We start from the raw sequence: 22,363 nt of genomic DNA, 5'->3' as shown, positions 1-22,363 counted from the left end.
TCAATGCGCCTTTGTTGCAGTCAGACTGACTGAAATCCACATTCATCCCGAACGGGGTTCCAACCGACACTGAATGAATGTGGCTTTGTTGCACTCTGAGTGACTGAAACCCACATTGATCCCAAATGGGGCGCAAATCTGGAGTGAGCGCGCGAGGGCAGCTGGTCAGGCGATTGCGGGCGGTTGAGCCGGCGGCGGTGCTGCGGTGCGGCCGCGGAAGAGTTCGGTCGGGAGGGTTTCGGCGGCGACGATGCCCGAGTGCGAGGACGAGAGCACCAGTTTGCCTGCGCGGCGGCCTTTTTCCTCGGCGTCCTGGCGCACGGTGGTCAGGTTCTCGCGAATGGCGTCGGAGATGCCGTCGAATCCGGTGACCGAGAGTTGGCTCGGCACATCGATTCCCGAGACTCTGGCGAAGTTGAGTGCACCGATGGCGATGACGTCGGTGGTGCAGAGCAGTGCGGTGGTCTCGCGGTTGGCCTGTAGTGCCTGGGCTGCGGCGGAGTGGCCGGAGCGCACGGTGTGGTCGAATCGTTCGACGACGGTGAGGGTGTCGGGGTCGAGTCCGGCGTCGATCATCGCGGCCTGGACGCCGGCGATCCGTTCACGTTGGACGTGGAAGTGACTGTCGGCCAGCCGCCCGGGGGGTACGACGCCATCGCGGCGGTCGCGTCCGAGCCGCATGCACAGCACTGCAAGATGTTCGTGTCCCAGCGAGATCAGATGTGCGGCGAGCATTTTCATGGCGACGCGGTCGTCGATTGCGACGAGGGCGGCCTCGGGGATGTTGCGGGGTTGGTCGCACACGACGATCGGTAGGTGTCGTTCGCGCACTGCGGCCAGGTAGGGGTCGTCGTCGGCGACGGAGTAGACGACGAATCCGTCGACTCCTGCTTGTTGGACGACGGCTGCGGCTTGGACGTCGTCGCGTTCGGCTCCGGCGGGGATGAGCAGCAGCCCTTGTCCTGCGGCCTCGCAGGATTCGGCGAGACCGGCGAGGAAGCTCATGGCGGCGGGGTCGCGGAAGGAGTAGCTGAGGGCTTCTGTGAGCAGGAGTCCGATGGCTCCGGCTTTGCGGGTGCGCAGCGATCGCGCGACCGGGTCCGGGCCTGCGTAACCGCGTCGTTTGGCTGCCTGGAGAACGCGTTCGCGCAGTTCGGGCGAAAGTTGATCAGGTCGGTTGTAGGCATTCGAGACGGTGGTTCGCGATACCTTCAGCTCGGCTGCGATCGACGCCAACGTCGCTTGACGTCGGGGTTCGCTTGACCTGGCCATAACCGGGACGTTAGTCCCACACCACGCTGCAGTGAAAATCGAGGTTGGGCTCGTCCGATTCGATACCGAGCCCGCCCGAGAGCTAGAGTACAACGGTAACGGTTTCCATTAGCGTCAAGCCCTGCCTTCAGGAGTACATCGATGTCGTCCTTCCACCGCCCGTCTCGGGTCAAGAGCTCGGCCCTCATCGGCCTGACCTGCGCTGCCGCGCTGGCACTGACCGCGTGCAGCTCGAACGAGCCGACGAGCACCGAGTCCGCTCCGGCCAACCCCGTCGACGGTCCGATCACGATCGTCGCGTCCACGAACGTGTGGGGCAGCGTTGCCGAGGCCGTTGCGGGCGACCTGGCCACCGTGAAGTCGATCATCGCCGACCCGTCGGCAGATCCGCACTCGTACGAGGCGAGCCCCGGTGACGCTGCCGCGGTTGCCGAGGCGTCCTTGGTGGTCTACAACGGCGGCGGCTACGACCAGTTCATCGAGGACATCCTCGGCTCCGAGGGCAAGGACGTGCCGTCCGTCGATGCCTTCACGTTGCTCGACGCGGACCACGATCACGACTCCGAGACGACGTCCGAGGCAGCAACCGAGTCCGCAACCGAGCCCGCGACCGAAGACGGCCACTCGCACGGTGAGGTCAACGAACACGTCTGGTACAACGCCGAGGTCGCAGCGCACACCGCCGAGGAGATCGCCGACAAGCTCGGTCAACTCGACCCGGACAACGCCGCGCAGTACACCGCCAACGCCGAAACGTTCCATGAGCAGATCCACGCCATCACCGACGTGACGGACCGGATCGCCGCCGAGTTCCCGAACGCACCGGTGGCCCAGACCGAACCGATCGCGCACTACCTCCTCGAGGAGTCCGGTCTCGACGACCGCACCCCCGAGGACTTCAAGGACGCCATCGAGGAGGGCAACGACCCGTCGCCCGCATCGATCGCCGCGACGCGGGATCTGTTCACGTCCAAGTCCGTCCGCGCGCTGGTCTACAACACTCAGACCGAAGACGCTGTCACACAGGACATTCGCACCACCAGCGAGGCTGCGGGCATCCCCGTCGTCGAGGTCACCGAAACTCTGCCCGCCGGGATGACGTTCATCGAGTGGCAGACCAAGGCCGCGACGGACCTGCAGGCCGCGCTCAGCACCAACCCGTGAGCCGATCCGCCTCCCGATCGGTGGGCAGCTGATGGAAAGCTGTAACGCATGCCTGCTGTAGAACTGCGCGATGCCGGACTGGCCTTCGGCGACCGCACACTCTGGCAGAACCTGGATCTGTCCGTCGCGGCGGGCGAGTTCGTCGCCGTCCTCGGCCCCAACGGGTCGGGCAAGACGTCGTTGCTCAAGGTGCTGCTCGGTCAGAACCACCTCACGTCCGGCACCGCGTCGATCGGCGGCAGTCCCGTTCGCCGCGGCCAGTCGGGCGTGGGGTACGTCCCCCAGCAACGCAACATCGACGACGATCTGCCGCTGCGCGGACGCGATCTCGTCGGTCTCGGCTGGGACGGCCACAAATGGGGCATGGGACTGCGCGGCATGCGGCAGCGCAAGGAGACGGTGCAGCGCGCCATCGATCAGGTCGACGCCAATTCCTTCGCCGGCGCACCGGTCGGCTCGATGTCCGGTGGTGAACAACAGCGACTGCGGATCGCCCAGGCACTCGTCGGCGATCCGTCGGTACTGCTGTGCGACGAGCCCCTGCTCAGCCTCGACCTCGCCAACCAATCGTTGGTCTCCGGCCTTATCGATCGCCGACGGCGGGAGCACGACACAGCCGTGCTGTTCGTGACGCACGAGATCAACCCGATCCTTCCGCTCGTCGACCGCGTCGTCTACATCGTCGACGGCCGGTTCCGGATCGGGACTCCCGAGGACGTCATGACCACCGAGGTGTTGTCCGAGCTGTACGGCACCGAGGTCGAGGTGCTGAAGGTTCGCGGCCGGCTCGTCGTCGTCGGAACCGGCGACTCGATCGATGCGCTCGGCTCGGCCGGCGCCCACCACCCACCCGTACCGCACGACGGAGAAGACAAGGCATGAACGAGAAGGTTCTCGACGCATTCTCGAAGATGCTCGACTTCGACACCACGGCGAATCTGCTGAGCTACGACTTCGTTCAGCAGGCGTTGATCGCCGCTGCCATTCTCGGATTGCTCGCCGGCGCGCTCGGACCGCTCATCGTCAGCAGACAGTGGGCCTTCGCGGTGCACGGATCGAGTGAACTCTCCCTCACCGGTGCATCCGCTGCGCTGCTCGTCGGCATCACCGTCGGGCTCGGTGCCATCGTCGGATCCGTCGTCGCCGCGGTGATGTTCGCCCTGCTCGGCAACAAGGCCCGCGACCGCGACTCGGTCATCGGCGTCATCATGTCGTTCGGCCTCGGCCTGTCGGTGCTGTTCATCTGGCTGTACCCGGGCCGAACCGGAACCAGCTTCTCGTTGCTCATCGGCCAGATCGTCGGCGTCGGACAGAGCGGAATCCAGCTTCTACTGGTGTGCGCCGTTCTGGTGCTGATCGTGCTCACCGTGGTCTACCGTCCACTGCTGTTCGCCAGCACCGACCCCGAGGTGGCACTGGCCCGCGGCGTGCCCGTCCGTGCACTCTCGGTCGTGTTCGCCGTACTCGTCGGTGTTGCCTGTGCGCTGGGCGTGCAGATCGTCGGTGCGCTGCTGGTGCTCTCGCTGCTCATCACCCCGGCCGCGGCGGCTGCGCGAGTGACGGCCAGCCCGCTCAAGGCGACGCTGCTGTCCATCCTGTTCGCCGAGATCGCCGCTGTCGGTGGCATCTTGCTCTCGCTCGCCCCGGGCCTCCCGGTCTCGACCTTCGTCACGACCATCTCGTTCGTCATCTATCTTCTCTGCCGAGCTGTGGGAGCTACTCGCAAGGCCAATTCCGGACGGCTCGTCGCCGCCTAGACTGTCCAGGGTGACGGCCATCGATCTCAACGCCGATCTCGGCGAAAGCTACGGTGCGTGGACTCTGGGCGACGACGACGCCATGCTCGCGGTGGTGTCCAGTGCCAACGTCGCGTGCGGCTTTCACGCCGGTGATCCGACCACGCTGCTGCGCACGTGCCGCTCGGCTGCGAACGCGGGCGTGCGGATCGGGGCTCAGGTCGGCTATCACGACCTCGCCGGATTCGGCCGACGCTTTCTCGACGTCGCCCCCGCAGATCTCACCGCCGACGTCGTCTATCAGATCGGCGCACTCGACGGCCTTGCCCGAGTGGCCGGTTCGGCCGTCGCGTACGTCAAACCACACGGGGCGCTGTACAACGCGATCGTGCATCATCGCGAGCAGGCGAAAGCGGTCGCCGAGGCAGTGGCCGCCTACGACCCGCGTCTGCCGGTTCTCGGGCTCCCCGGTTCGGCATTCCTCGAAGAAGCCGAACGCGTCGGGTTACGCACGGTCGCAGAGGCTTTCGCCGATCGCGCCTACACCCCACAGGGAACACTGGTCTCGCGCACGGAACCCGGAGCCGTGCTCGGCGATCCCGAGGTGGTCGCCCAGCGGGTATCGACGATGATCACCGACGGTACGGTCGAAGCGGTGGACGGCACGACGGTCGAAGTCCGCGCCGAATCGATCTGCTTGCACGGCGACTCCCCCGGCGCGGTGGCGATGGCGAATGCCGTGCGGGACCTGTTGCGCGTCAACGATATCGACATCAGTCCCTTCGTCTGATGCGCCTCCTCCCCGCAGGCGAGAACGCGCTGCTGGTCGAGTTCTCCGACCTGCCCGAGACCATGTCGTACCACCGCTCCATGGTCCGCCAACGGCCGGACGCGGTCGTCGATCTGGTTCCTGCCGCCCGCACCGTCCTGGTGATCTTCGACGGGGCACCGGCACCGATACTCGAGTGGGTCGCGGCGCTGACACCCGCTGCCGACGACCCCACTGCCGCATCCGAGGCGGTCACGATTCCCGTCTCCTACGACGGCGCAGACCTCGACGACGTCGCCCGCCTGACGGGCCTGTCCGTCGCCGAAGTGGTTGCAGCGCATACGGAACAGACCTGGACAGTCGCGTTCGGCGGCTTCGCGCCCGGCTTCGGCTACCTCGTCGGCACCGACACCCGACTGCACGTGCCGCGGCGGGATTCACCGCGCACCAGCGTCCCGGCAGGCGCAGTGGGTCTGGCCGGTAAGTTCTCCGGCATCTACCCGCGGTCCTCGCCCGGGGGATGGCAGCTCATCGGGCGCACGGACGCGCAATTGTGGAACCTCGACCGCGATCCACCCGCACTGCTGAGCCCCGGCACCACCGTCCGATTCGAGTCGACATGAAGGCCCTGACCGTCCTGCAGACGGGTCCGCTGTGCACCGTCCAGGATCGTGGACGACGTGGCCACGCGGCGGTGGGCGTCGGACGATCCGGTGCAGCGGACCTTCGTTCACACGATGCGGCAAACCGTCTGGTGGGCAACGACTCCGGTGCCGCCACCCTGGAAGTGACGTTCGGTGGCCTGCAGGTCCGAACCGAGTTCGACGCCGTCATGGCCGTCACCGGAGCGCACGTGATCTGCCGCGTGGACGGCACCGTGCAGGGACTGCATTCGACGCTCGTGGTCCGAGCCGGGCAGGAGTTGACTCTGTCGCCGCCCTCATCGGCTCTGCGCAGCTACCTCGCCGTCCGGGGAGGCATCGACGTCCCGTCGGTTCTCGGCAGCAGATCGACGGACACGATGTCGGGCCTCGGGCCCGCTCGGCTCTCCCCCGGGACGGTGCTCCCGGTCGGCGACGCCACAGACCATTGGCCTGCAACGGATTTCGTAGTACCGACCCCGCTCGAGCAGACACTGCACATCACGTTCGGCCCACGCGAGGACTGGTTCACCGAGCATGCTCGATCCATTCTGCTGGAGCAGCCGTGGACGGTCACGCAGGATTCGGATCGCGTCGGCATCAGGCTCGACGGCGCGGAGCCCTTGACCCGCGCGGTCGACGACGAATTGCCCAGCGAGGGAATGGTTCTCGGGGCGCTACAGGTGCCACCGTCGGGACAGCCGGTGTTGTTTCTCGCCGACCATCCCGTCACGGGCGGTTATCCGGTTATCGCCGTCGTGACTGCGGCCGATGTGTCCGCCGCTGCGCAGCTGACCCCCGGAACGCAGATACGGTTCCGCGCTATCGGTTGATCCCGGCCGCACACGACCTCACACCCGTTTTCTCGACCTCACACACCCATTCGAGCGATAGCAGGGCTGTGCGGTTCAGCCTCGACGCTGACGCGCGATGTCGGCCAGCACGACGCCGGCAGCGACGGAGGCGTTGAGCGATTCCACCGGCCCGGCCATCGGGATCGACAGGATGTGGTCGCAGGTCTCGCTGACCAGACGCGAGAGGCCCTTGCCCTCGGATCCGACGACGATAACGACCGGTCCCTTACCATCGAAGGTGTCGAGGTCGGTGTCGCCGCCTGCGTCGAGGCCGACGACGGTGACGCCCTTGGACTGCCAATCCTTCAGTGTGCGAGTCAGATTGACCGCCCGCGCGATGGGCAGTCGGGCTGCGGCACCGGCGCTGGTGCGCCATGCCACCGCGGACACGCTGGCGCTGCGACGCTGCGGAATCACGACGCCGTGACCACCGAACGCGGCCACCGAACGCACGACGGCACCGAGGTTGCGCGGGTCGGTGATGTTGTCGAGCGCCACGAGCAGTGCGGGTTCCTGGTGCGTGCGCGCGTTCGAGATCAGATCGTCGGGGTGCGCGTAGCGGTACGGCGGCACCTGCAGGGCCAGGCCCTGGTGCAGTCCGTTGGCGCTGAGCTTGTCCAGATCGGAGCGGGGAACTTCGAGGATGGAGATCCGTGCGTCGCCTGCGCGCTGCACGGCTTCCTTGAGTCGATCGTCGCTGTCGGTGCCGACGGCAACCCACAGGGCGGTGGCGGGCACGCCTGCACGCAGGCACTCGACGACCGGGTTGCGCCCGAGTACCACCTCGGGACCGTCTTCGGCCTTGCGTCCGGCCGGACGTCCACCCGCGCGTCCTCCGGTTGTACCGCCGCGGTTCTGCGCGGACTTCTCGGCGAGCTTGGCCCGACGCGCTGCCGGATGCTTGGTGCGCTCGGAGGCGGGGGGCGTTGCGCCGCGGCCCTCGAGGCCCTTACGACGCTTGCCTCCGGATCCGGCGACCTGACCCTTCTTGGTGCCGTCCTTGCGGATTGCGCCGCGCCTACTCGAATTGCCTGCCATCACAAACCTGCTTCGTCGGTCTTGCTCGTACCCAGCGACCATTCGGGCCCGTTGGGTGTATCTGTCACATCGACTCCGGCCTGCGCCAGTCGATCGCGTATCTCGTCGGCGACGGCCCAGTCCTTGGTCGCCTTCGCCGTTGCTCGACGCTCCAGCTCGGCCTCGACGAGAACGCCGAGTGCACCGAGAGCTGCTGCGTCCGAACCACTGTCGCTCGACCAGTGCGGATCGAGGGGGTCGACACCGAGGATGTCGAGCATCGCCCGCACGCTGCCCGCATGCTCCACGGCTGCCGGTAGATCACCGGACTCGAGGGCGGTGTTGCCGAGGGTGACGGTGGCGTGAATCTCGGCCAACGCTTTGGGCACACCGAGATCGTCGTCCAGAGCCGCGGCAAACCCGGCGGTCCACTTGCCCATCGGTACGTCACCGGCACGTTCGACGGCTCGCCGGACGAACCCTTCGATGCCCCGGTACGTCACCGCCGCGGTCTCGAGCGCAGTGTCGGAGTATTCCAGCATCGAGCGATAGTGCGCGCCACCGAGATAGAACCGAAGTTCTTGCGGCCGAACCTTTTTGAGCACGTTGGGCACCGAGAGGACGTTGCCGAGAGACTTGGACATCTTCTCTCCGCCCATCGTCACCCAACCGTTGTGCAGCCAGTAGCGCGAGAAGCCGTCGCCGGCCGCCATCGATTGGGCTCGCTCGTTCTCGTGATGCGGGAACACGAGATCGAGACCACCGCAATGGATGTCGAAGTCCGCGCCGAGGTACGTCTCCGCCATCGCCGAGCACTCGAGATGCCAGCCGGGACGGCCTGGGCCCCACGGCGTCGGCCACGAGGGCTCGCCGGGCTTGGCACCCTTCCACAGTGTGAAGTCGCGAGGATCGCGCTTGCCCTCGGCAACGCTCTCGCCCTGGTGTACGTCGTCGAGCTTGTGACCGGACAACGCGCCGTAACTCGGGAAACTCTGCACGTCGAAGTACACGTCTCCGCACGAATCGGCATACGCGTGCCCACGCTCGATCAGCCGCTCGATCATCTGGACCATCTGAGTGATGTGGCCCGTCGCACGCGGCTCGGCGGACGGCGGCAGCACACCGAGTCGGTCGTAGGCCCAGGTGAACGAACGCTCGTACGTTGCCGCCCACTCCCACCACGGACGACCGGCGTCGCGCGCCTTGTTCAGGATCTTGTCGTCGATGTCCGTCACGTTGCGAACGAAAGCGACGTCGTAGTCGTGTGCCAACAGCCAGCGGCGCAGGACGTCGAACGCCACTCCGCTGCGTACGTGGCCGATGTGAGGCTCACCCTGCACCGTTGCCCCACACAGGTACACCGATACATGGCCAGGGACCAAGGGGGTGAATTCCCGCAGGGCCCTCGTCTCGGTGTCGTGTAGGTGAAGGGTCACGACCAGCAATGCTACCGGTGGTTTTACCTCGTCATGACAAGTGCGGTCGCGACGGCCGCGATTCCTTCGCCGCGACCGGTCAGCCCGAGCCCATCGGTGGTGGTCGCGGACACCGACACCGGGGCACCGAGCACACCCGAGAGAACGTCCTGCGCCTCGACGCGACGCGGTCCGATCTTGGGCCTATTACCGATGATCTGCACCGCAGCGTTGCCTATCGCAAACCCGTCGGCGTCGAGCAACCGTCGTACCTCGGTCAGCATCGCGGCTCCACTGACCCCGTCCCACTCCGGACGCCCGGTGCCGAAGACCGACCCCAAATCGCCCAGGCCCGCAGCGGACAGCAGGGCGTCACACAGCGCGTGCGCGGCGACGTCGCCGTCGGAGTGGCCCTCGAGACCGTCCGCGTCCTCGAAGAGCAGTCCGGCCAGCCAGCAGGGTCGGCCGGGCGCGATGGGGTGGACGTCGGTGCCGATGCCGACTCTCATAGGAGCGCCTCTGCCAGTAGTAGGTCGTGCGGAGTGGTGATCTTGAATGCGAGCGCGTCGCCGACGATGGTGTGCACCGTCTCGCCGATGCGCTCGACCAGTCCCGCATCGTCGGTGGAGATGTCGGTAGCGGCGGCATAGGCGCGACGCAGGACGTCGGCGTCGAAGCCCTGCGGAGTCTGGACCGCACGCAGACTCGCGCGATCGGGCGTGCCGACCACAGCGCCCATGAGGTCGACTTCCTTGACGGTGTCGACGACGGGCAGCACCGGGATGACCGCTGGGCGTCCGGCTCGGACCTCGGCGACGACGCGGGCGATCAACGCGGGCGGGGTGAGAGCGCGAGCGGCGTCGTGGACGAGCACGACCGAAGCGTCTCCGACGACGGCGAGACCGGCGCGCACCGAATCGGTGCGTTCGCGGCCGCCTGCCACGACGATGACGTCGTCGCCGACGAGCCCGCGGGCCGCGTCGAGCAAGTCGACGGGCACGATGACGACGATGCGGTCGACGGCACCCGAGGCACGCAGTCCGTCCACGGACCGCGTGAGAAGAGAGTCGGTACCCAGACAGACGAAAGCCTTCGGCTCGTCGTGTCCGAGCCGAAGGCCTTTACCTGCTGCGGGTACCAGGGCGACAACGTCGCCGGCGGTACCGTTCACGCTACGAAGCTGCTCATTCTGCGAAGCTGCACACTCTACGAAGCGGTGGCGAGAACTTCGTCGAGCATGGTGTCGGCCTTGGCCTGGTCGGTTCCCTCGGCCAATGCCAACTCGCCGACGAGGATCTGACGCGCCTTGGCGAGCATCCGCTTCTCGCCTGCCGACAATCCACGATCCTGTTCGCGACGCCAGAGATCACGAACGACCTCTGCCACCTTGTTCACGTCACCGGAAGCCAGCTTCTCCAAGTTGGCCTTGTAGCGACGCGACCAGTTGGTGGGCTCTTCGGTGTGCGGTGCGCGCAGCACCTGAAAGACTTTGTCGAGGCCTTCTTGCCCGACGACATCGCGAACGCCGACGTACTCGGCATTGTCCGCGGGGACTCGAACGGTGAGGTCGCCTTGCGCGACCTTGAGAACCAAGTACTCTCTCGGTTCACCCTTGATGGTGCGTGTCTCTATCGCTTCGATCAGCGCCGCTCCGTGATGGGGGTAAACGACGGTGTCTCCGACCTTGAAAATCATGTGACAAGTGCCCCTTTCGATTTATCCAGAATACCACGCCCAATATCAACGGCGCAGGTCAGGGGCACAGTGCTGCCGAATCAGGGGTTGACACAGACCGTTCGACGTGTATCCGATGCCACATTTCGGCCGCGGTCGTAACACCCCCGTTCCGTGCGGAAGGCTGCCCTACCTGGCGCATCGTGAGCAGTGGCGGACCCCACGAGCGGTCGGTGGACGAGAACTACTACTCTGCCTAGTGGACGAGATGGACCGAGCCGGCCCGGCACCACATGGAGGACGACCGAAGTGACTGCAATCGACGCTGCGACACCGCTTGGCCGCCATCGCAGAACGGCCGCCGCCCTCGCGCTTCTCGCTGGTGGCACCCTCGTACTCACCGCCTGCGGCGCAGGTCAGATCTCGCAGACGGCCACTCAGGTCGCGGCGGTCAACGGCAATTCCGTCGACGTCGGAGACATTCAGCTTCGCAACGTGCACGTCGTGTACCCCTCCTCCGAGGAGTACAGCATCGAGCCCGGCGGCACCGTCGAGCTCGGCTTCACGGCCATCAACGCCAACCCCGCCGTGGCGGACGAGCTGACCGGGATCTCCTCTCCCGAGGCTCAGGTCACCATCGTCGACGAGGCAGAACCGGGCAGCACCGAGATCGCTCCGCTGACCGCGCTCGGTGCCGGATCACCCGCCGACACGCAGCTGGACGATCCTCTGCTTCCGATCCAGCTCATCAAGGTCGAAATGGCCGACATCAGCGAGAACGTGCGCCCGGGCCTGACGCTGCCGGTCACCTTCGAGTTCGCGAATGCGGGCGATGTTGTCGTCAACGTCCCCGTCGACGCCGGTCACGAACTCGAGCGCTCCGAAGAGGCAGTCTCCGAGCACAGCGGCGGGCACTGACCCCTCCGTACGAGGTCACCGGACCTGTCGGTGCCGATCGTTAGGCTTCCGACGTGGTCAAACTGAAGTCGAGCTACCGCTGCTCCGCGTGTCATCATTCGGTCTCCAAGTGGGTCGGTCGGTGTCCCGAATGCGGCGACTGGGGCTCGATGGACGAGGTCCAGGCCACCGCGGCACCACTCACGTCGCGCGCAGGTGCATCGGCGCTCCGCTCGGGCGGCGGCGCCATGATCCCGACGACGCCCGCAGCTGCACTGACGACCATCAGCAGCGCAACCTCGCAGGCGAACACCACCGGCATCGACGAGTTCGATCGTGTCCTCGGCGGCGGTCTGGTCCCCGGTTCGGTCGTTCTGCTGGCCGGCGAGCCGGGCGTCGGCAAGTCGACGCTGCTGCTCGAGGTGGTGCATCGGTGGGCTCGTTCGGCTCCCGATCGCCGCGCGCTCTATGTCACCGGCGAGGAATCCGCAGGGCAGGTTCGGCTGCGAGCCGACCGTACCGGCGCGGTGCACGAGCGCGTCTTTCTCGCCGCCGAGTCCGATCTGGCAACCGTGTTCGGACACGTCGAACAGGTCAAGCCCAGCATGCTGATCGTCGATTCGGTGCAGACGATGCTCGCCGCCGACGTCGACGGCGTCATCGGCGGTGTCACTCAGGTCCGCGCCATCACCAGTGCGTTGACCACTCTGGCCAAGACCACCGGAGTCGCCGTTCTGCTCGTGGGGCACGTGACGAAGGAAGGCGCGGTGGCAGGCCCACGCTCGCTCGAACACCTCGTCGACGTGGTCCTCAACTTCGAGGGCGACAAGCACTCCACGCTGCGCATGATTCGCGGCGTCAAGAACCGGTTCGGTGCCTCGGACGAGGTGGGCTGCTTCGAGTTGCGGGAGACCGGAATCGTCGGCATCAGTGACCCGTCCGGGCTGTTCCTGCATCACCGCAACGACGCCGTCCCCGGGACCGCCGTCACCGTCACGATGGACGGCAAGCGACCGCTGCTGGCCGAGCTGCAGGCACTGATCGTCGACACCGCCATGCCGTCACCGCGACGTGCGGTCAGCGGACTCGATCACGCCCGTGTCGCGATGATTCTGGCCGTCCTGGAACGCCGGTGCGGGGTGAAGGTGTCCAAGGCCGAGGTCTATGCCGCGACGGTCGGCGGGATGCGCACGAGTGAGCCGTCCGCAGATTTGGCTCTGGCGGCTGCGGTGGCGTCGGCGGTGCGTGATCAACCGTTGCCCGCAGGAATGGTGATTCTGGGGGAAGTAGGGCTCGCCGGCGAGGTACGACGCGTCGCCGGGCTCGGGCGCCGCCTCGCCGAGGCAGCCAGACTGGGGTTCAACTACGCCATCGTCCCCGAGGACGCGGGCCCCATCCCGCCCGGCATCAAGGTCAAAACCGTCACCAACGTCGGCGAGGCCCTGACGTACACGCGTATGCGGCCGGTATGACACCGGGCGGTACCCTTTACGGCGCTGCCCGTGTGCAACGGCGTGGCCCGCATTCGGCGGCGCGTTAGTCTTTGTTGGGCACGAGCTCCAGATCTGCCGCATGCCGTTACGACACGAGGGGGTTGGCCATGGAAGGCGCCGCGCAGTCCCCGGCGTTACGCGAGACCATCGCTCGACTGGCACCGGGCACCGCCCTGCGGGACGGTCTCGAACGAATCCTGCGCGGCCGCACCGGCGGATTGATCGTCCTGGGCTACGACGAAGAGGTCGAGGCCATCTGCGACGGCGGGTTCGAGCTCGATGTCGAGTTCGCGCCGACACGACTGCGCGAGCTGTCGAAAATGGATGGCGCAGTGGTGCTTTCGACCGACGGGCAGCGCATCGTTCGGGCCAATGTTCAGCTCGTCCCCGACCACAAGATTCCTACCGTCGAATCCGGCACCCGACACCGCGCGGCCGAGCGAACAGCGATGCAGACCGGGTATCCCGTTGTCTCCGTGAGCCAGTCGATGAGCATCGTCAGTGTCTACATCAGCGGCATCAGGCACGTCGTCGAGGGCTCAGCCACCATCCTCTCGCGCGCCAATCAGGCCGTCGCCACGCTTGAGCGATACAAGGCCCGGCTCGACGAGAACACGCGTCAGCTCTCGGTCGTGGAGATCGAAGATTTCGTGACCCTGCGCGACGCGTTGACCGTCGCCCAGCGCCTCGAGATGGTGCGACGGGTGTCGGTGGAAATCGAGCAGAACGTCCTCGAACTCGGCACCGACGGCCGTCAGCTCGCTCTCCAGCTCGAAGAGTTGTTGGGCGACAACGACATCGACCGTCAACTGATCGTGCGCGACTATCTCGCCGGCAACGAACCGTCGAGCACCACCGGCGTGGAGAAAGCGCTCGCGGCTCTGGACAAGCTGACCGATGTCGACCTGTTGGACCTGACGACTCTGTCCCGGGCATTCGGTTATCCCGCGACCATCGAAGCGTTGGACACCCCGATGAGTCCGCGCGGTTATCGCGTACTGACGCGAGTGCCGCGGTTGCAGTTCAGCCAGATTCACCGACTCGTGGGCGCATTCGGCACTTTGCAGGGCCTGCTGGCCGCAACCGCAGCCGATCTGCAGTCGGTCGACGGCATCGGCGGCCTGTGGGCCAGGCACATTCGAGAGGGGCTGTCGCGCTTGGCAGAGGCCTCGATCTCCGGGCCCTACGACTAGGAAGCGCTACGACCGAGACCCGGGACCCCTGGGAGAACCGGTAACCCCTACCGCTTCTTGGTCCCCGGGAGGAAACCAGCGTCGATCACGGCTTTCACGTAGGGCCGTGCGCTCGTGATCAGCTGCTCCGCATCCGGAACGGTCTTCCACACTGCCGAAGCCATGGCGTCGGTGCGCTCCTCGATGTGCCGATCGAGAGCGGTGCCGGCCTCGGTCAACGTCTCCCCCTCGGCAGAAGTGGTGAGCAGTCCCCGGACGGCGAGTCGTTCTGCAGCCGAATCCCATTCGGTCTCGGACCACTGTCGCGTCAGCTGTGTGATGCGCTTGCCGAGTGCTCGGCGTCCGGGCTGCGGTGTCGGGCGGACGGCTTCGTGGAACACCGCTGCTTCCGCGGGGTCGAGTTCCGCGTCGATCAACGCGGCGAGGTGGCCGTCGCCCCGCCATTCACGCAGCACGGTGATCGAATGCCACAGGGCGAGATGAGGCACGTCGGGTCGTTCGGTGGAATGCCATGCTGCTGCGAGAGGACGGCCGGCGAAGGACGCCGCGTCGCCGATGCTGCGCAATCGCTCCGCGATGGTCGCGAGATCGGGCTCGGAGGCCAAGGAACCCAATGCTGCGCCGAGGACGGAGTCGAGCAGTGCCCACCGACGATCGGACACTGCATCCAGACCGACGGCCACAGCGGCCGGCCACACCTGCTCGATCAACACCGGGTTGAAGTTGTAGAACGCAGCCGCGACGACGCTGGGCGCGCACGGACCCATCGGCGCGGCCCGTGCGCCCGCGTACCAGGCATGACCGTCGAGTCCGGTGTCCTCGTACGCAGATCCGAGTTCGGGATTGAAGTACGCGATCACATGGAAGGGTTCGAGCGTCGTGTAGGCCGCTCGGGCAAGCGCTGTCGGGGTGGTCATGAGATTCGACCGTACTCAGCCGGTGATGTTGAACGGTTCCGGCACGCTCTTGAGCTCGCCGAGCTGTGCGATGGCCTGGTATGCACCGACGCCGACCGGGACGCGCTCTTCACCGCAACCGGGAACCGAGTTGGTGCCCGACCACTTCACCGTGAAGCCGGCCTGCTCACCGGGCTTGAAGGTTCGCAGATCCGACGCAGCGTTCGGGAAGCAGTCGATGTTGGACCAGATGCGCTGATTGTCGAGCGTGTAGACGAGTGCCTGCTGCAACCCGGCACCGACGTCGCGCTGGCACTCCGCTGACCCGATGTTGGTGATCACGACGGTGAACACGGGCTCTTCGCCGAGGCGATAGGTGGCCTTCTCGGGCGTCACCTTGATCGCGAGGGACTGATCCGGGCACTGGTTGGCGATCGCCGGAGCGGGCGCACCACTGGTCGTTGCTGCTGTCGTGCCACCGCCGGCCGCGGAGTCGGTACCGCCGCCCGAACCACCGGACCCACCGGAACCGCCCGATCCCTCACCCGAACCACCGGAGCCACCCGAACCACCGGGCGTGGCAGACGAGCTGGGCGACGGCAGGGCGGACGTGGTCGCCGGAGCTGCGACCCCGGCCGGAGCGGCCTCGGGGTCGTCGGAACGACCGCTGAGCGAGGCGATGAACCACACGATCAAGCCGAGGACGACAACGGCCGCACCGATGGCGAGTGCGCGGCGTCGCCAGTAGATTTCGGGAGGCAATGGCCCGGTCGGTTCCAACACGAATCAACCGTATGCGGCCGAAGCCACGCTATCCCTGAGCCCACGCGGCGTGTCGCACCGGCGAACGGGCTTTCGGGCTGTTCGACCGTTCAGGCCGGCTGCTCGCCGATGTCGCCGATGACCTCGCGAAGCTGCGCACGCCCCTTGGACAGCTGGTACGTGAGTCCGACGATCGCCAGCTCGCCGGCTTCGACCTTCTCGGCGACGATGCGCGAACGCTGCATCAGCAGGTTGCCGGTTTCCTGGACGTGGCGCGCCTCGAACTCGTCGACGGCTTCGTGGCCGTCGCGTCGGGCCGAGAGCACCGACGGGGTGACGCGCTCGACGACGTCGCGGATGTAGCCGCCGGGCACGTCACCGCTCTCGAGTGCGTCGACGGTCGCCTGGACGGCACCGCAGTGGTCGTGTCCGAGCACGACGATCAGCGGAGCATTGAGCACCGCGACGCCGTACTCGATGGAGCCCAGCACGGCGGAATCGACGACGTGGCCGGCGGTGCGAACGACGAACATGTCGCCGAGGCCCTGATCGAAGATGATCTCGGCGGCAACGCGTGAGTCGGCGCAGCCGAACAGGATGGCCCCGGGGTGCTGAGCGCTCTCGAGCCGGGCGCGGTCCTCGATCCCCTGCGACGGATGCAGGACCTCTCCGGAGACGAACCGTTGGTTGCCTTCCTTGAGTGACTTCCAGGCAGCGATCGGATTCGAAGCAGGCATAGCTCTCATTGTGCACGCGCAGCGGGTTACCGGCGAGTCGGGTGCACGCGCAGCGGGCTACCGGCGAGTCGGGTTCACTACTGTTGGTACCCGTCACAGACACGAGAAGAGGGGCGCACAGTTGCCGATCGATCCCGAGGCCCTGCTCGGATGGTTCGATACCGACGGACGCGACCTGCCGTGGCGTCGTCCGGGAGTGACCGCATGGCAGATCCTGATGAGCGAGATCATGCTGCAGCAGACGCCCGTCGTGCGGGTGGCTCCCATCTGGGAGCAGTGGGTGCAGCGGTGGCCGGTCCCCTCGGCGATGGCCGCGTCGTCGCAGGCCGAGGTGCTGCGGGCGTGGGGGAAGCTGGGATACCCGCGTCGCGCATTGCGTCTGCACGAGTGTTCTCGGGTGCTCGCCGAGGACTACGGTGACGAGGTTCCGCATGACGTCGACACCCTGCTCGGCCTGCCCGGCATCGGGGCCTACACGGCCAGGGCGGTGGCGACTTTCGCCTACGGTCAGCGAGTTCCGGTGGTGGACACCAATGTTCGACGCGTCGTCGCGCGTGCGTTGCACGGCAACGCCGAGCCTGGAAATCCTTCGACGACAAGGGATTTGGCCGATGTTGAAAAAATGCTTCCAAAGAGCGTGCCCCGCGCAGCCCGATACTCGGCGGCGTTGATGGAGCTCGGTGCGCTCATCTGTACCGCCAAGAATCCGGCATGTCTGCTGTGCCCACTTCCCGAGTGCGCCTGGATCGAGGCCGGGCGGCCTGCGCACACCGGCCCGGCGAAGAAGGTGCAGAAGTTCGCCGGAACCGATCGACAGGTACGCGGCAAACTGATGTCGGTGTTGCGGGAGAGCACCGGCCCGGTGGAGCGGGCTCAGCTCGACATCGTCTGGCCCACCGACCCCACCCAGCGTGACCGCGCGTTGGACTCACTGTTGACCGACGGCTTGATCGAGCAGACCGAATCGGGCTTGTTCGCGCTGGCCGGTGAGGGTTCGGACGGCTAGGACGCCAGAAACTCCACCAGAGCCGCATTGACCGCATCGGGTCGTTCGATGTAGCCGAAGTGGCCCGTATCGGCGATTTCGACGTAGCGCGCGCCCGGTATCGCCGACGCCACTTCACGACACTGCTGAACCGGGATGAGCCGGTCGTCGGCGAATCCGACGACGAGCGACTTGGCCGAAATTCGGCGATACGCTGTCAATCTGTCTGTGCCGGCGCGCATTTCGAGGCCGATCTGCGCCCGCATGCCGGCCGTCTTCTTGCCACCGGAGTATTCGAGCACCGCCAGCCAGTCGCCGATCGCTGCCTCGTCGGCCAAAGTCTTGGGCGAGAAGTTCTGCATCGCAGTCATCGCCGCCCGGTACGAGGCCGGAAGTTCGACTCCGGCGTCGAACAGATCTTTCTCGCCCTTCGTCAACTGCTGACGCATCGTGGTGTTTTTGCCGTAGGTGGCCATCATCACTGCGTGCGACACCAGATCCGGCCGCGCCAACGCCAATTCCTGGGTGACGCGTGCGCCCATCGACGTGCCGACGACGCGCACCTTTCCGCCGCCGAGATGTTCGATCAAGGCGGCGGTGTCTGCGACCAGGTCGTCGAGCGTCATTCCATGCGCACACTCGGACGACGGTGCGATACCGCGATTGTCGAATGTGACCACGCGATATCCGCTCTTCACCAGCGCGGGAACCTGATGGGTTCGCCAGACGCGGCCCGGGCTTCCCGTTCCCATCACCAGAACCACGAGCGGTCCGTCACCGGTGACGTCGTAGTTCAGGTCGATTCCGTTGAGCTGTGCGAGCGGCATTCGGATGATCCTAGTGTGCGCAGGAACCCCTCGACGGCGTCGCGATACCGCTCCGGGGCTTCGTCGTGAACGAGATGCGCCGCACCCTCGACTCGGACGTACACCGATCCGGGCTTGGCCGAGTGCATTCGGCTCATCTGGCCGGCCGGCGTGACGGTGCGCTCACCTTCGATCAACAGAACCGGAGCACGGACGGCATCCCATTCGTTCCAGAAGTGCCGCGTTCCCCACTCCTGCGAAATGGCCTCGAACGTATCGACGTCACCGTGCAGTCGCCAGCCGTCGTCGCTGAGCTCGAACGAATCCAAAAAGTACTGTCCGGCAACATCTCCGAAGAAGGCGCGTACCGCGTCGGCGTCCGGGAACGGTTGCGGCCACGCCCGGATCATCGCCGCCCAGCCGTCCGCCGTTCGACCGCGAAAGTCCGGCGCGATGTCTTCGACGACGAGCGCGGTGACCAGATCGGGTCGCCGCGCAGCCGCACACCAGCCGTGCAGCGCTCCCATCGAATGACCGACCAGCACACTGGGACCCACCGTTTCGAGGTGCTCGATCAGGTCGTCCACGAACGCCTCGGTCGTCAGTTCTGGCGGCGGAGGCCGACGGTGGCCCGGGGCGTCGTAGGTGTGCACCCGCCCGAGTTCTCGGAGCCACGGAATCTGGCGTCGCCACGTCGCCGCGCTACCCATCAGCCCGTGCAGCAGCAGTATCGAACGGCCGGATCCACCCTCGTCGTAGAGCATCACCGCCGAGCATATCGGCGGGGTAGTCTCCCGAGAATGGCCATTGTGAAGATCAACGCGATCGACGTACCCGAGGGCGCAGGCCCCGAGCTCGAGAAGCGCTTCGCCGCGCGTGCCGGAACGGTCGACGGTTCGCCCGGTTTCCTCGGGTTCCAATTGCTCCGCCCGGTCAAGGGCGAGACGCGCTATTTCGTCGTCACCCAGTGGGAGGACGAGGAGTCGTTCCAGGCCTGGTCCGGGGGACCGTCACGGCAGGCGCATGCCGGTTCCGGCGAGAGCAAGCCGGTCGCGTCGGGTGCGTCACTGCTGGAGTTCGAGGTCGTGCTGGACGTGCCCGCCACCTCGTGACGGCGCAGTTCGCCCGTCAGATGGGCTGACGGGCGAGCTCCCACTCGAGTCTGGTGGGCGTTTCGGAATCGAGTTTGTGCACGGCGTCGAACAACAGCTCGGCAGGCATCGGCCGCCCGAGGTAGAACCCCTGTGCCGCATCGCAACCCAGCCGACGCAGGGCGTCGAGGGTGCCTGCATCCTCGACGCCCTCGGCCATGATTCGCACGCCCAGGCTGCGAGCCAGGTCGATGGTCGAGCGAACGATGGACGCGTCGGTGTCGTCGGAGTTCATCTTCGAGACGAACGAACGGTCGATCTTGAGGGTCTGCACCGGCAGGGTCTGCAGGTACGCCAGCGAGCTGTATCCGGTCCCGTAATCGTCGATGGCCAGAGTCACCCCCAGACTGCGCAACGAGGTCAACGCAGCCACCGATCGCACCGGGTCGGTCATGGCTGTGGTTTCGGTGACCTCGAACTCCAGGGCGTGTGCCGGTACCGAGTGTTTCGCCAGTGCCGCGGCGACCTGTTCGGTGAGTGTCTCGTCGAGAAGATTCCGAACCGAAAGGTTCACCGAGACGGACAGAGTGATACCTCGTCGCCTCAGTGCGCTGCACTGCGCGAGTGCCTCGTCGAGCACCAGGGCGGTGATGGCGGGCAACATGCCGGTGCGCTCGGCATCGGGAAGAAACGTCGACGGCCCGATCAATCCCTCGCGTGGGTGCAGCCACCGCAGCAGAGCCTCGACCCGGTCGACACTGCCCGACTCGAGATCGAGGCACGGCTGGAAGAACACGCGGAGCTGATGATCGCGAATAGCCGTGTCGAGCTCGCCCAGCAGTCGCATCTGATCGTGTCGGTTTCGGTCCATGTCGGGCTCGTACAGACCGATGCGAGCATGGCCCGCCTTCGCTGACGTCAAGGCCACATGAGCACGCTGCAACATCGCCTCGCCGTCGACGCCGTTCGTCTCGGACGCCCCCGAACACTCCTCGAACGCCGCTATCCCTACCGCCGCGTCCAGGGCGACGTTGATGTCGTGCACGAACATCGTTCTGCTGACGGCGAATTGGAGCCTATGAGCCATGTCGAAAATGTCGGTTCTACCCGGCAGCCGGCGCATCGCGACGACGAACTGATCGCCTCCCAGCCGCCCCACCAGATCGTCGGACCGCACCGAGGCGACGAGGCGATGGCCGATCTCGCGAAGCACGCTGTCGCCCACGCTGTACCCGAACGTCTCGTTGATCTGAGCGAAACGGTCGATGTCGACCACGAGCGTGAAGACGTCCGATTCGCCGCGCGTGGCAAGCATCGTGTCGAGCCGCTCCCGGAGCAGGCGACGATTGCCGAGTCCGGTGACGGCGTCCGTTCGTGCCACGTTCTCGAGCACCGAAGCCTGGCTGCGCAGCGTTCCGAGGAAGCAGGCCATCCTGCCGCCGACCAAGGAGATGACCAGAGCAGAGGACAGCACGATCACCCAACCCCACTGCGCGACGGGCACTCCGCGAGCCAGTTGCACGGCCATGGCCACCGGGGTGACGGCAACCGCGAGGCCCAGACCGACGAATCGTGCCCGCCCGAATCTGAACGGACTGGGACGCTCGATGCGTGTGACCGGCCGCTCCGGAACGAACAGCGCAACGACGCCGAAGCACACGTAGGCGGCCAGCCACAGCGTGTTCGGAAGCAGCGAGCGATAGGGCTCGACATCGTCGAGCCGAGAGTAGGTGGCGAAGTCGGACACGGCCAGGAGCACTGTGCCGATGGTGGCAGCCACGACCGAGACACCGGTCGATCGCGTCAACAGATAGAGACTGCCGATGAGAGTCAGCAGAAACGCGTCGATGGTCAGGTACACGGTCGCAGGCAAGAGCGAGAGCATCGAGCCCAGCGATCCCGTCCAGTCGCCGGGAACGACGAACATCCACGCGGCCAGACCGACACCCACCGCGACCACCAGACATTCGAGCAGCTCTTCCAGACCGAAGACGAGCCCGTTCTCGTCGGCCGCACGCGCGAATCCGACAGCAATGATCAGGTACCCGGCCAGATACAGCACGTCCGAAGCAGAGAAGGTCGAGACCCGGCCGCCCCCGTATTGCATCAGGGCGACCAGCCCGTCGCCCACACCCCAGCAGGCGACGCCGAGGGCCATGTACTTCCACGTTCGGCGGTCCGGTCCGTTCTCGCGCAGCAACCGATACACGAATGCCGACACTGTGGCCAGGACCACGATTGAGTAGACGATGTCGCGGGGTAATCCAAGCGGGGCTGCAACGTAGGCCGCGATTGCGAGGGCACCCAGGCCTAGGAAGCGCGTCCACAACATGGTGGGCACATCCTTCCTAGGCTGGTCGTTACATTCCCCGAAGGTATGCAACAGCCGATCTAACCCGATGCTTGACCTCGATTCGGCACCGAACCATCCGTGGATGGGTCGATTCACGAACTATTTCAAACCTGACGACTGTTCGCCAGTCTCACATCGGGTGATCCGTTCGATCAGCCTTCGAGCGCGGCGTCCAGCGTGATCTCGACACCGGTGAGAGCCTTGCTGACCGGGCAGGTCTCTTTCGCTGCCTGCGCCGCCTTCGCAAACCCGTCGGCGTCGAGACCGTCCACCTCGCCGCGGACGGTCAATTTGATACCGGTGAGCTTGAAACCGGGCTGATCCGGACCGAGCGAGACATCAGCGGTGACTTCGAGACTCTGCGGAGTACCGCCTGCTTCGGCGATCAGCGCCGACAATTGCATCGCGTAACAGCTCGAATGAGCCGCTGCGATCAGTTCCTCCGGGCTGGTGGTGCCGTCGGCGTTCTCGGCGGCACGCTTGGGAAACGACACGTCGAACGTCGCTGCACCCGAACTGGACAGCTCCACTTGCCCGGAACCTTCTTCGAGAGTTCCATTCCATGCGGTGCGTGAGGTACGTGTTGGCATCGAACCGAGTCCTTTCGT

24 protein-coding genes are annotated in these 22,363 nt (G+C 66.2%); 11 read left to right on the top strand and 13 right to left on the bottom strand.

Translation table 11 applies throughout. The features are described from left to right. Positions 1 to 165: 165 nt before the first annotated feature. Entirely contained in the window at positions 166 to 1,272 is a 1,107-nt protein-coding gene (locus tag AB0O58_RS07420) for a LacI family DNA-binding transcriptional regulator (protein ID WP_032400282.1), read from the bottom strand. 141 nt (positions 1,273 to 1,413) lie between these two features. Here AB0O58_RS07420 and AB0O58_RS07415 point away from each other — a divergent pair, with 141 nt between their 5' ends. Genes AB0O58_RS07415 through AB0O58_RS07390 form a run of 6 tightly spaced genes read left to right on the top strand, consistent with a single transcriptional unit; the run spans position 1,414 to position 6,415 of the window. Further along, positions 1,414 to 2,436 carry a zinc ABC transporter substrate-binding protein gene (locus AB0O58_RS07415; protein WP_366238076.1) on the top strand — a complete coding sequence of 341 codons (1,023 nt, stop codon included), beginning with the start codon at positions 1,414 to 1,416 and terminating at the stop codon, positions 2,434 to 2,436. Between the two features lie 48 nt (positions 2,437 to 2,484). Next, on the top strand, positions 2,485 to 3,318 hold the full coding sequence (locus AB0O58_RS07410; RefSeq protein WP_027494335.1) for a metal ABC transporter ATP-binding protein: 834 nt from the start codon (positions 2,485 to 2,487) through the stop codon (positions 3,316 to 3,318). Continuing rightward, the gene (locus tag AB0O58_RS07405; RefSeq protein WP_032373661.1) at positions 3,315 to 4,193 is read left to right on the top strand and encodes a metal ABC transporter permease; all 879 of its coding nucleotides are present in this window, start codon (positions 3,315 to 3,317) and stop codon (positions 4,191 to 4,193) included. Before AB0O58_RS07410 ends, AB0O58_RS07405 begins: the two co-directional genes overlap by 4 nt. 10 nt (positions 4,194 to 4,203) lie before the next feature. Beyond that, entirely contained in the window at positions 4,204 to 4,962 is a 759-nt protein-coding gene (locus tag AB0O58_RS07400; RefSeq protein WP_032373660.1) for a 5-oxoprolinase subunit PxpA, read from the top strand. Further along, positions 4,962 to 5,564, top strand: coding sequence for an allophanate hydrolase subunit 1 (locus tag AB0O58_RS07395; protein ID WP_032373659.1), 603 nt, complete (start codon positions 4,962 to 4,964; stop codon positions 5,562 to 5,564). The genes AB0O58_RS07400 and AB0O58_RS07395 overlap by 1 nt, the downstream gene beginning before the upstream one ends. Continuing rightward, positions 5,561 to 6,415 (top strand): biotin-dependent carboxyltransferase family protein, encoded by an 855-nt coding sequence (locus tag AB0O58_RS07390; protein ID WP_032373658.1) that lies wholly within the window; start codon positions 5,561 to 5,563, stop codon positions 6,413 to 6,415. The genes AB0O58_RS07395 and AB0O58_RS07390 overlap by 4 nt, the downstream gene beginning before the upstream one ends. Before the next feature lie 75 nt (positions 6,416 to 6,490). Here AB0O58_RS07390 and rlmB read toward each other — a convergent pair whose 3' ends face one another. From rlmB to AB0O58_RS07365, 5 genes are read right to left on the bottom strand one after another with little or no spacing between them, the layout of a single operon-like run. Then, a complete protein-coding gene (rlmB, locus tag AB0O58_RS07385) occupies positions 6,491 to 7,474 on the bottom strand; it encodes a 23S rRNA (guanosine(2251)-2'-O)-methyltransferase RlmB (RefSeq protein ID WP_032373657.1) in 984 nt (327 codons plus the stop codon). Then, positions 7,474 to 8,889 (bottom strand): cysteine--tRNA ligase, encoded by a 1,416-nt coding sequence (gene cysS, locus AB0O58_RS07380; RefSeq protein WP_027494341.1) that lies wholly within the window; start codon positions 8,887 to 8,889, stop codon positions 7,474 to 7,476. The genes rlmB and cysS overlap by 1 nt, the downstream gene beginning before the upstream one ends. A gap of 23 nt (positions 8,890 to 8,912) precedes the next feature. Beyond that, entirely contained in the window at positions 8,913 to 9,377 is a 465-nt protein-coding gene (ispF, locus tag AB0O58_RS07375; protein ID WP_032400278.1) for a 2-C-methyl-D-erythritol 2,4-cyclodiphosphate synthase, read from the bottom strand. Next, entirely contained in the window at positions 9,374 to 10,039 is a 666-nt protein-coding gene (gene ispD, locus AB0O58_RS07370) for a 2-C-methyl-D-erythritol 4-phosphate cytidylyltransferase (RefSeq protein ID WP_032388290.1), read from the bottom strand. The genes ispF and ispD overlap by 4 nt, the downstream gene beginning before the upstream one ends. A gap of 35 nt (positions 10,040 to 10,074) precedes the next feature. After that, complete coding sequence (locus AB0O58_RS07365; RefSeq protein ID WP_027494344.1) at positions 10,075 to 10,563, bottom strand: CarD family transcriptional regulator; 489 nt, start codon at positions 10,561 to 10,563, stop codon at positions 10,075 to 10,077. Positions 10,564 to 10,851: 288 nt separating this feature from the next. Here AB0O58_RS07365 and AB0O58_RS07360 point away from each other — a divergent pair, with 288 nt between their 5' ends. The 3 genes from AB0O58_RS07360 (at position 10,852) to disA (ending at position 14,125) form a co-directional block, all read left to right on the top strand. Further along, positions 10,852 to 11,460: a hypothetical protein gene (locus AB0O58_RS07360; RefSeq protein ID WP_027494345.1), complete on the top strand. Its 609-nt coding sequence runs from the start codon at positions 10,852 to 10,854 to the stop codon at positions 11,458 to 11,460. A 53-nt stretch (positions 11,461 to 11,513) separates the two neighbouring features. Beyond that, entirely contained in the window at positions 11,514 to 12,911 is a 1,398-nt protein-coding gene (gene radA / locus AB0O58_RS07355) for a DNA repair protein RadA (RefSeq protein ID WP_366238075.1), read from the top strand. Positions 12,912 to 13,039: 128 nt separating this feature from the next. After that, positions 13,040 to 14,125, top strand: a complete 1,086-nt coding sequence (disA, locus tag AB0O58_RS07350; protein ID WP_027494347.1) for a DNA integrity scanning diadenylate cyclase DisA — start codon at positions 13,040 to 13,042, stop codon at positions 14,123 to 14,125. Between the two features lie 47 nt (positions 14,126 to 14,172). Here the strand turns inward: disA and AB0O58_RS07345 are convergent, their stop codons facing one another. From AB0O58_RS07345 to AB0O58_RS07335, 3 genes are all read right to left on the bottom strand, one after another. Further along, complete coding sequence (locus AB0O58_RS07345; protein ID WP_366238074.1) at positions 14,173 to 15,042, bottom strand: hypothetical protein; 870 nt, start codon at positions 15,040 to 15,042, stop codon at positions 14,173 to 14,175. 15 nt (positions 15,043 to 15,057) lie between these two features. Continuing rightward, the gene (locus AB0O58_RS07340; RefSeq protein WP_027494349.1) at positions 15,058 to 15,804 is read right to left on the bottom strand and encodes a hypothetical protein; all 747 of its coding nucleotides are present in this window, start codon (positions 15,802 to 15,804) and stop codon (positions 15,058 to 15,060) included. Positions 15,805 to 15,893: 89 nt separating this feature from the next. Then, on the bottom strand, positions 15,894 to 16,520 hold the full coding sequence (locus AB0O58_RS07335; protein ID WP_027494350.1) for a carbonic anhydrase: 627 nt from the start codon (positions 16,518 to 16,520) through the stop codon (positions 15,894 to 15,896). Positions 16,521 to 16,641: 121 nt separating this feature from the next. Here AB0O58_RS07335 and AB0O58_RS07330 point away from each other — a divergent pair, with 121 nt between their 5' ends. Further along, positions 16,642 to 17,526, top strand: a complete 885-nt coding sequence (locus tag AB0O58_RS07330; protein WP_032400297.1) for an A/G-specific adenine glycosylase — start codon at positions 16,642 to 16,644, stop codon at positions 17,524 to 17,526. Here the strand turns inward: AB0O58_RS07330 and AB0O58_RS07325 are convergent. Then, entirely contained in the window at positions 17,523 to 18,332 is an 810-nt protein-coding gene (locus tag AB0O58_RS07325) for an alpha/beta hydrolase (protein WP_032400277.1), read from the bottom strand. The two genes, AB0O58_RS07330 and AB0O58_RS07325, sit on opposite strands and share 4 nt — an antisense overlap. Then, positions 18,299 to 19,075, bottom strand: coding sequence for an alpha/beta hydrolase (locus tag AB0O58_RS07320; RefSeq protein WP_366238073.1), 777 nt, complete (start codon positions 19,073 to 19,075; stop codon positions 18,299 to 18,301). Before AB0O58_RS07320 ends, AB0O58_RS07325 begins: the two co-directional genes overlap by 34 nt. 36 nt (positions 19,076 to 19,111) lie before the next feature. Between AB0O58_RS07320 and AB0O58_RS07315 the strand changes: the two genes are divergently transcribed. After that, positions 19,112 to 19,423: an antibiotic biosynthesis monooxygenase gene (locus AB0O58_RS07315; protein ID WP_027494354.1), complete on the top strand. Its 312-nt coding sequence runs from the start codon at positions 19,112 to 19,114 to the stop codon at positions 19,421 to 19,423. Between the two features lie 16 nt (positions 19,424 to 19,439). Here AB0O58_RS07315 and AB0O58_RS07310 read toward each other — a convergent pair whose 3' ends face one another. Both AB0O58_RS07310 and AB0O58_RS07305 read right to left on the bottom strand, forming a co-directional pair. Then, on the bottom strand, positions 19,440 to 21,734 hold the full coding sequence (locus AB0O58_RS07310) for a bifunctional diguanylate cyclase/phosphodiesterase (protein ID WP_155288676.1): 2,295 nt from the start codon (positions 21,732 to 21,734) through the stop codon (positions 19,440 to 19,442). Positions 21,735 to 21,907: 173 nt separating this feature from the next. Beyond that, a complete protein-coding gene (locus tag AB0O58_RS07305) occupies positions 21,908 to 22,345 on the bottom strand; it encodes an OsmC family protein (protein ID WP_032364911.1) in 438 nt (145 codons plus the stop codon). Positions 22,346 to 22,363: the final 18 nt, after the last annotated feature.

It is taken from the genome of Rhodococcus sp. NPDC080181, assembly GCF_040702225.1.
GTDB classification, from domain to species: Bacteria; Actinomycetota; Actinomycetes; order Mycobacteriales; family Mycobacteriaceae; genus Rhodococcoides; species Rhodococcoides fascians.
The sequence above is the reverse complement of the archived record's forward strand: the minus strand, read 5'-3'. Positions and strand labels throughout refer to the sequence as shown.

Excerpts from the sequence above, each read along its gene's own strand:
- AB0O58_RS07420 (WP_032400282.1), bottom strand. The coding sequence starts at position 1,272 with ATGGCCAGGTCAAGCGAACCCCGACGTCAAGCGACGTTGGCGTCGATC.
- AB0O58_RS07415 (WP_366238076.1), top strand. The coding sequence starts at position 1,414 with ATGTCGTCCTTCCACCGCCCGTCTCGGGTCAAGAGCTCGGCCCTCATC.
- AB0O58_RS07410 (WP_027494335.1), top strand. The coding sequence starts at position 2,485 with ATGCCTGCTGTAGAACTGCGCGATGCCGGACTGGCCTTCGGCGACCGC.
- AB0O58_RS07405 (WP_032373661.1), top strand. The coding sequence starts at position 3,315 with ATGAACGAGAAGGTTCTCGACGCATTCTCGAAGATGCTCGACTTCGAC.
- AB0O58_RS07395 (WP_032373659.1), top strand. The coding sequence starts at position 4,962 with ATGCGCCTCCTCCCCGCAGGCGAGAACGCGCTGCTGGTCGAGTTCTCC.
- AB0O58_RS07390 (WP_032373658.1), top strand. The coding sequence starts at position 5,561 with ATGAAGGCCCTGACCGTCCTGCAGACGGGTCCGCTGTGCACCGTCCAG.
- rlmB (WP_032373657.1), bottom strand. The coding sequence starts at position 7,474 with ATGGCAGGCAATTCGAGTAGGCGCGGCGCAATCCGCAAGGACGGCACC.
- ispF (WP_032400278.1), bottom strand. The coding sequence starts at position 9,377 with ATGAGAGTCGGCATCGGCACCGACGTCCACCCCATCGCGCCCGGCCGA.
- AB0O58_RS07365 (WP_027494344.1), bottom strand. The coding sequence starts at position 10,563 with ATGATTTTCAAGGTCGGAGACACCGTCGTTTACCCCCATCACGGAGCG.
- disA (WP_027494347.1), top strand. The coding sequence starts at position 13,040 with ATGGAAGGCGCCGCGCAGTCCCCGGCGTTACGCGAGACCATCGCTCGA.
- AB0O58_RS07345 (WP_366238074.1), bottom strand. The coding sequence starts at position 15,042 with ATGACCACCCCGACAGCGCTTGCCCGAGCGGCCTACACGACGCTCGAA.
- AB0O58_RS07335 (WP_027494350.1), bottom strand. The coding sequence starts at position 16,520 with ATGCCTGCTTCGAATCCGATCGCTGCCTGGAAGTCACTCAAGGAAGGC.
- AB0O58_RS07325 (WP_032400277.1), bottom strand. The coding sequence starts at position 18,332 with ATGCCGCTCGCACAGCTCAACGGAATCGACCTGAACTACGACGTCACC.
- AB0O58_RS07320 (WP_366238073.1), bottom strand. The coding sequence starts at position 19,075 with ATGCTCTACGACGAGGGTGGATCCGGCCGTTCGATACTGCTGCTGCAC.
- AB0O58_RS07315 (WP_027494354.1), top strand. The coding sequence starts at position 19,112 with ATGGCCATTGTGAAGATCAACGCGATCGACGTACCCGAGGGCGCAGGC.
- AB0O58_RS07310 (WP_155288676.1), bottom strand. The coding sequence starts at position 21,734 with ATGTTGTGGACGCGCTTCCTAGGCCTGGGTGCCCTCGCAATCGCGGCC.
- AB0O58_RS07305 (WP_032364911.1), bottom strand. The coding sequence starts at position 22,345 with ATGCCAACACGTACCTCACGCACCGCATGGAATGGAACTCTCGAAGAA.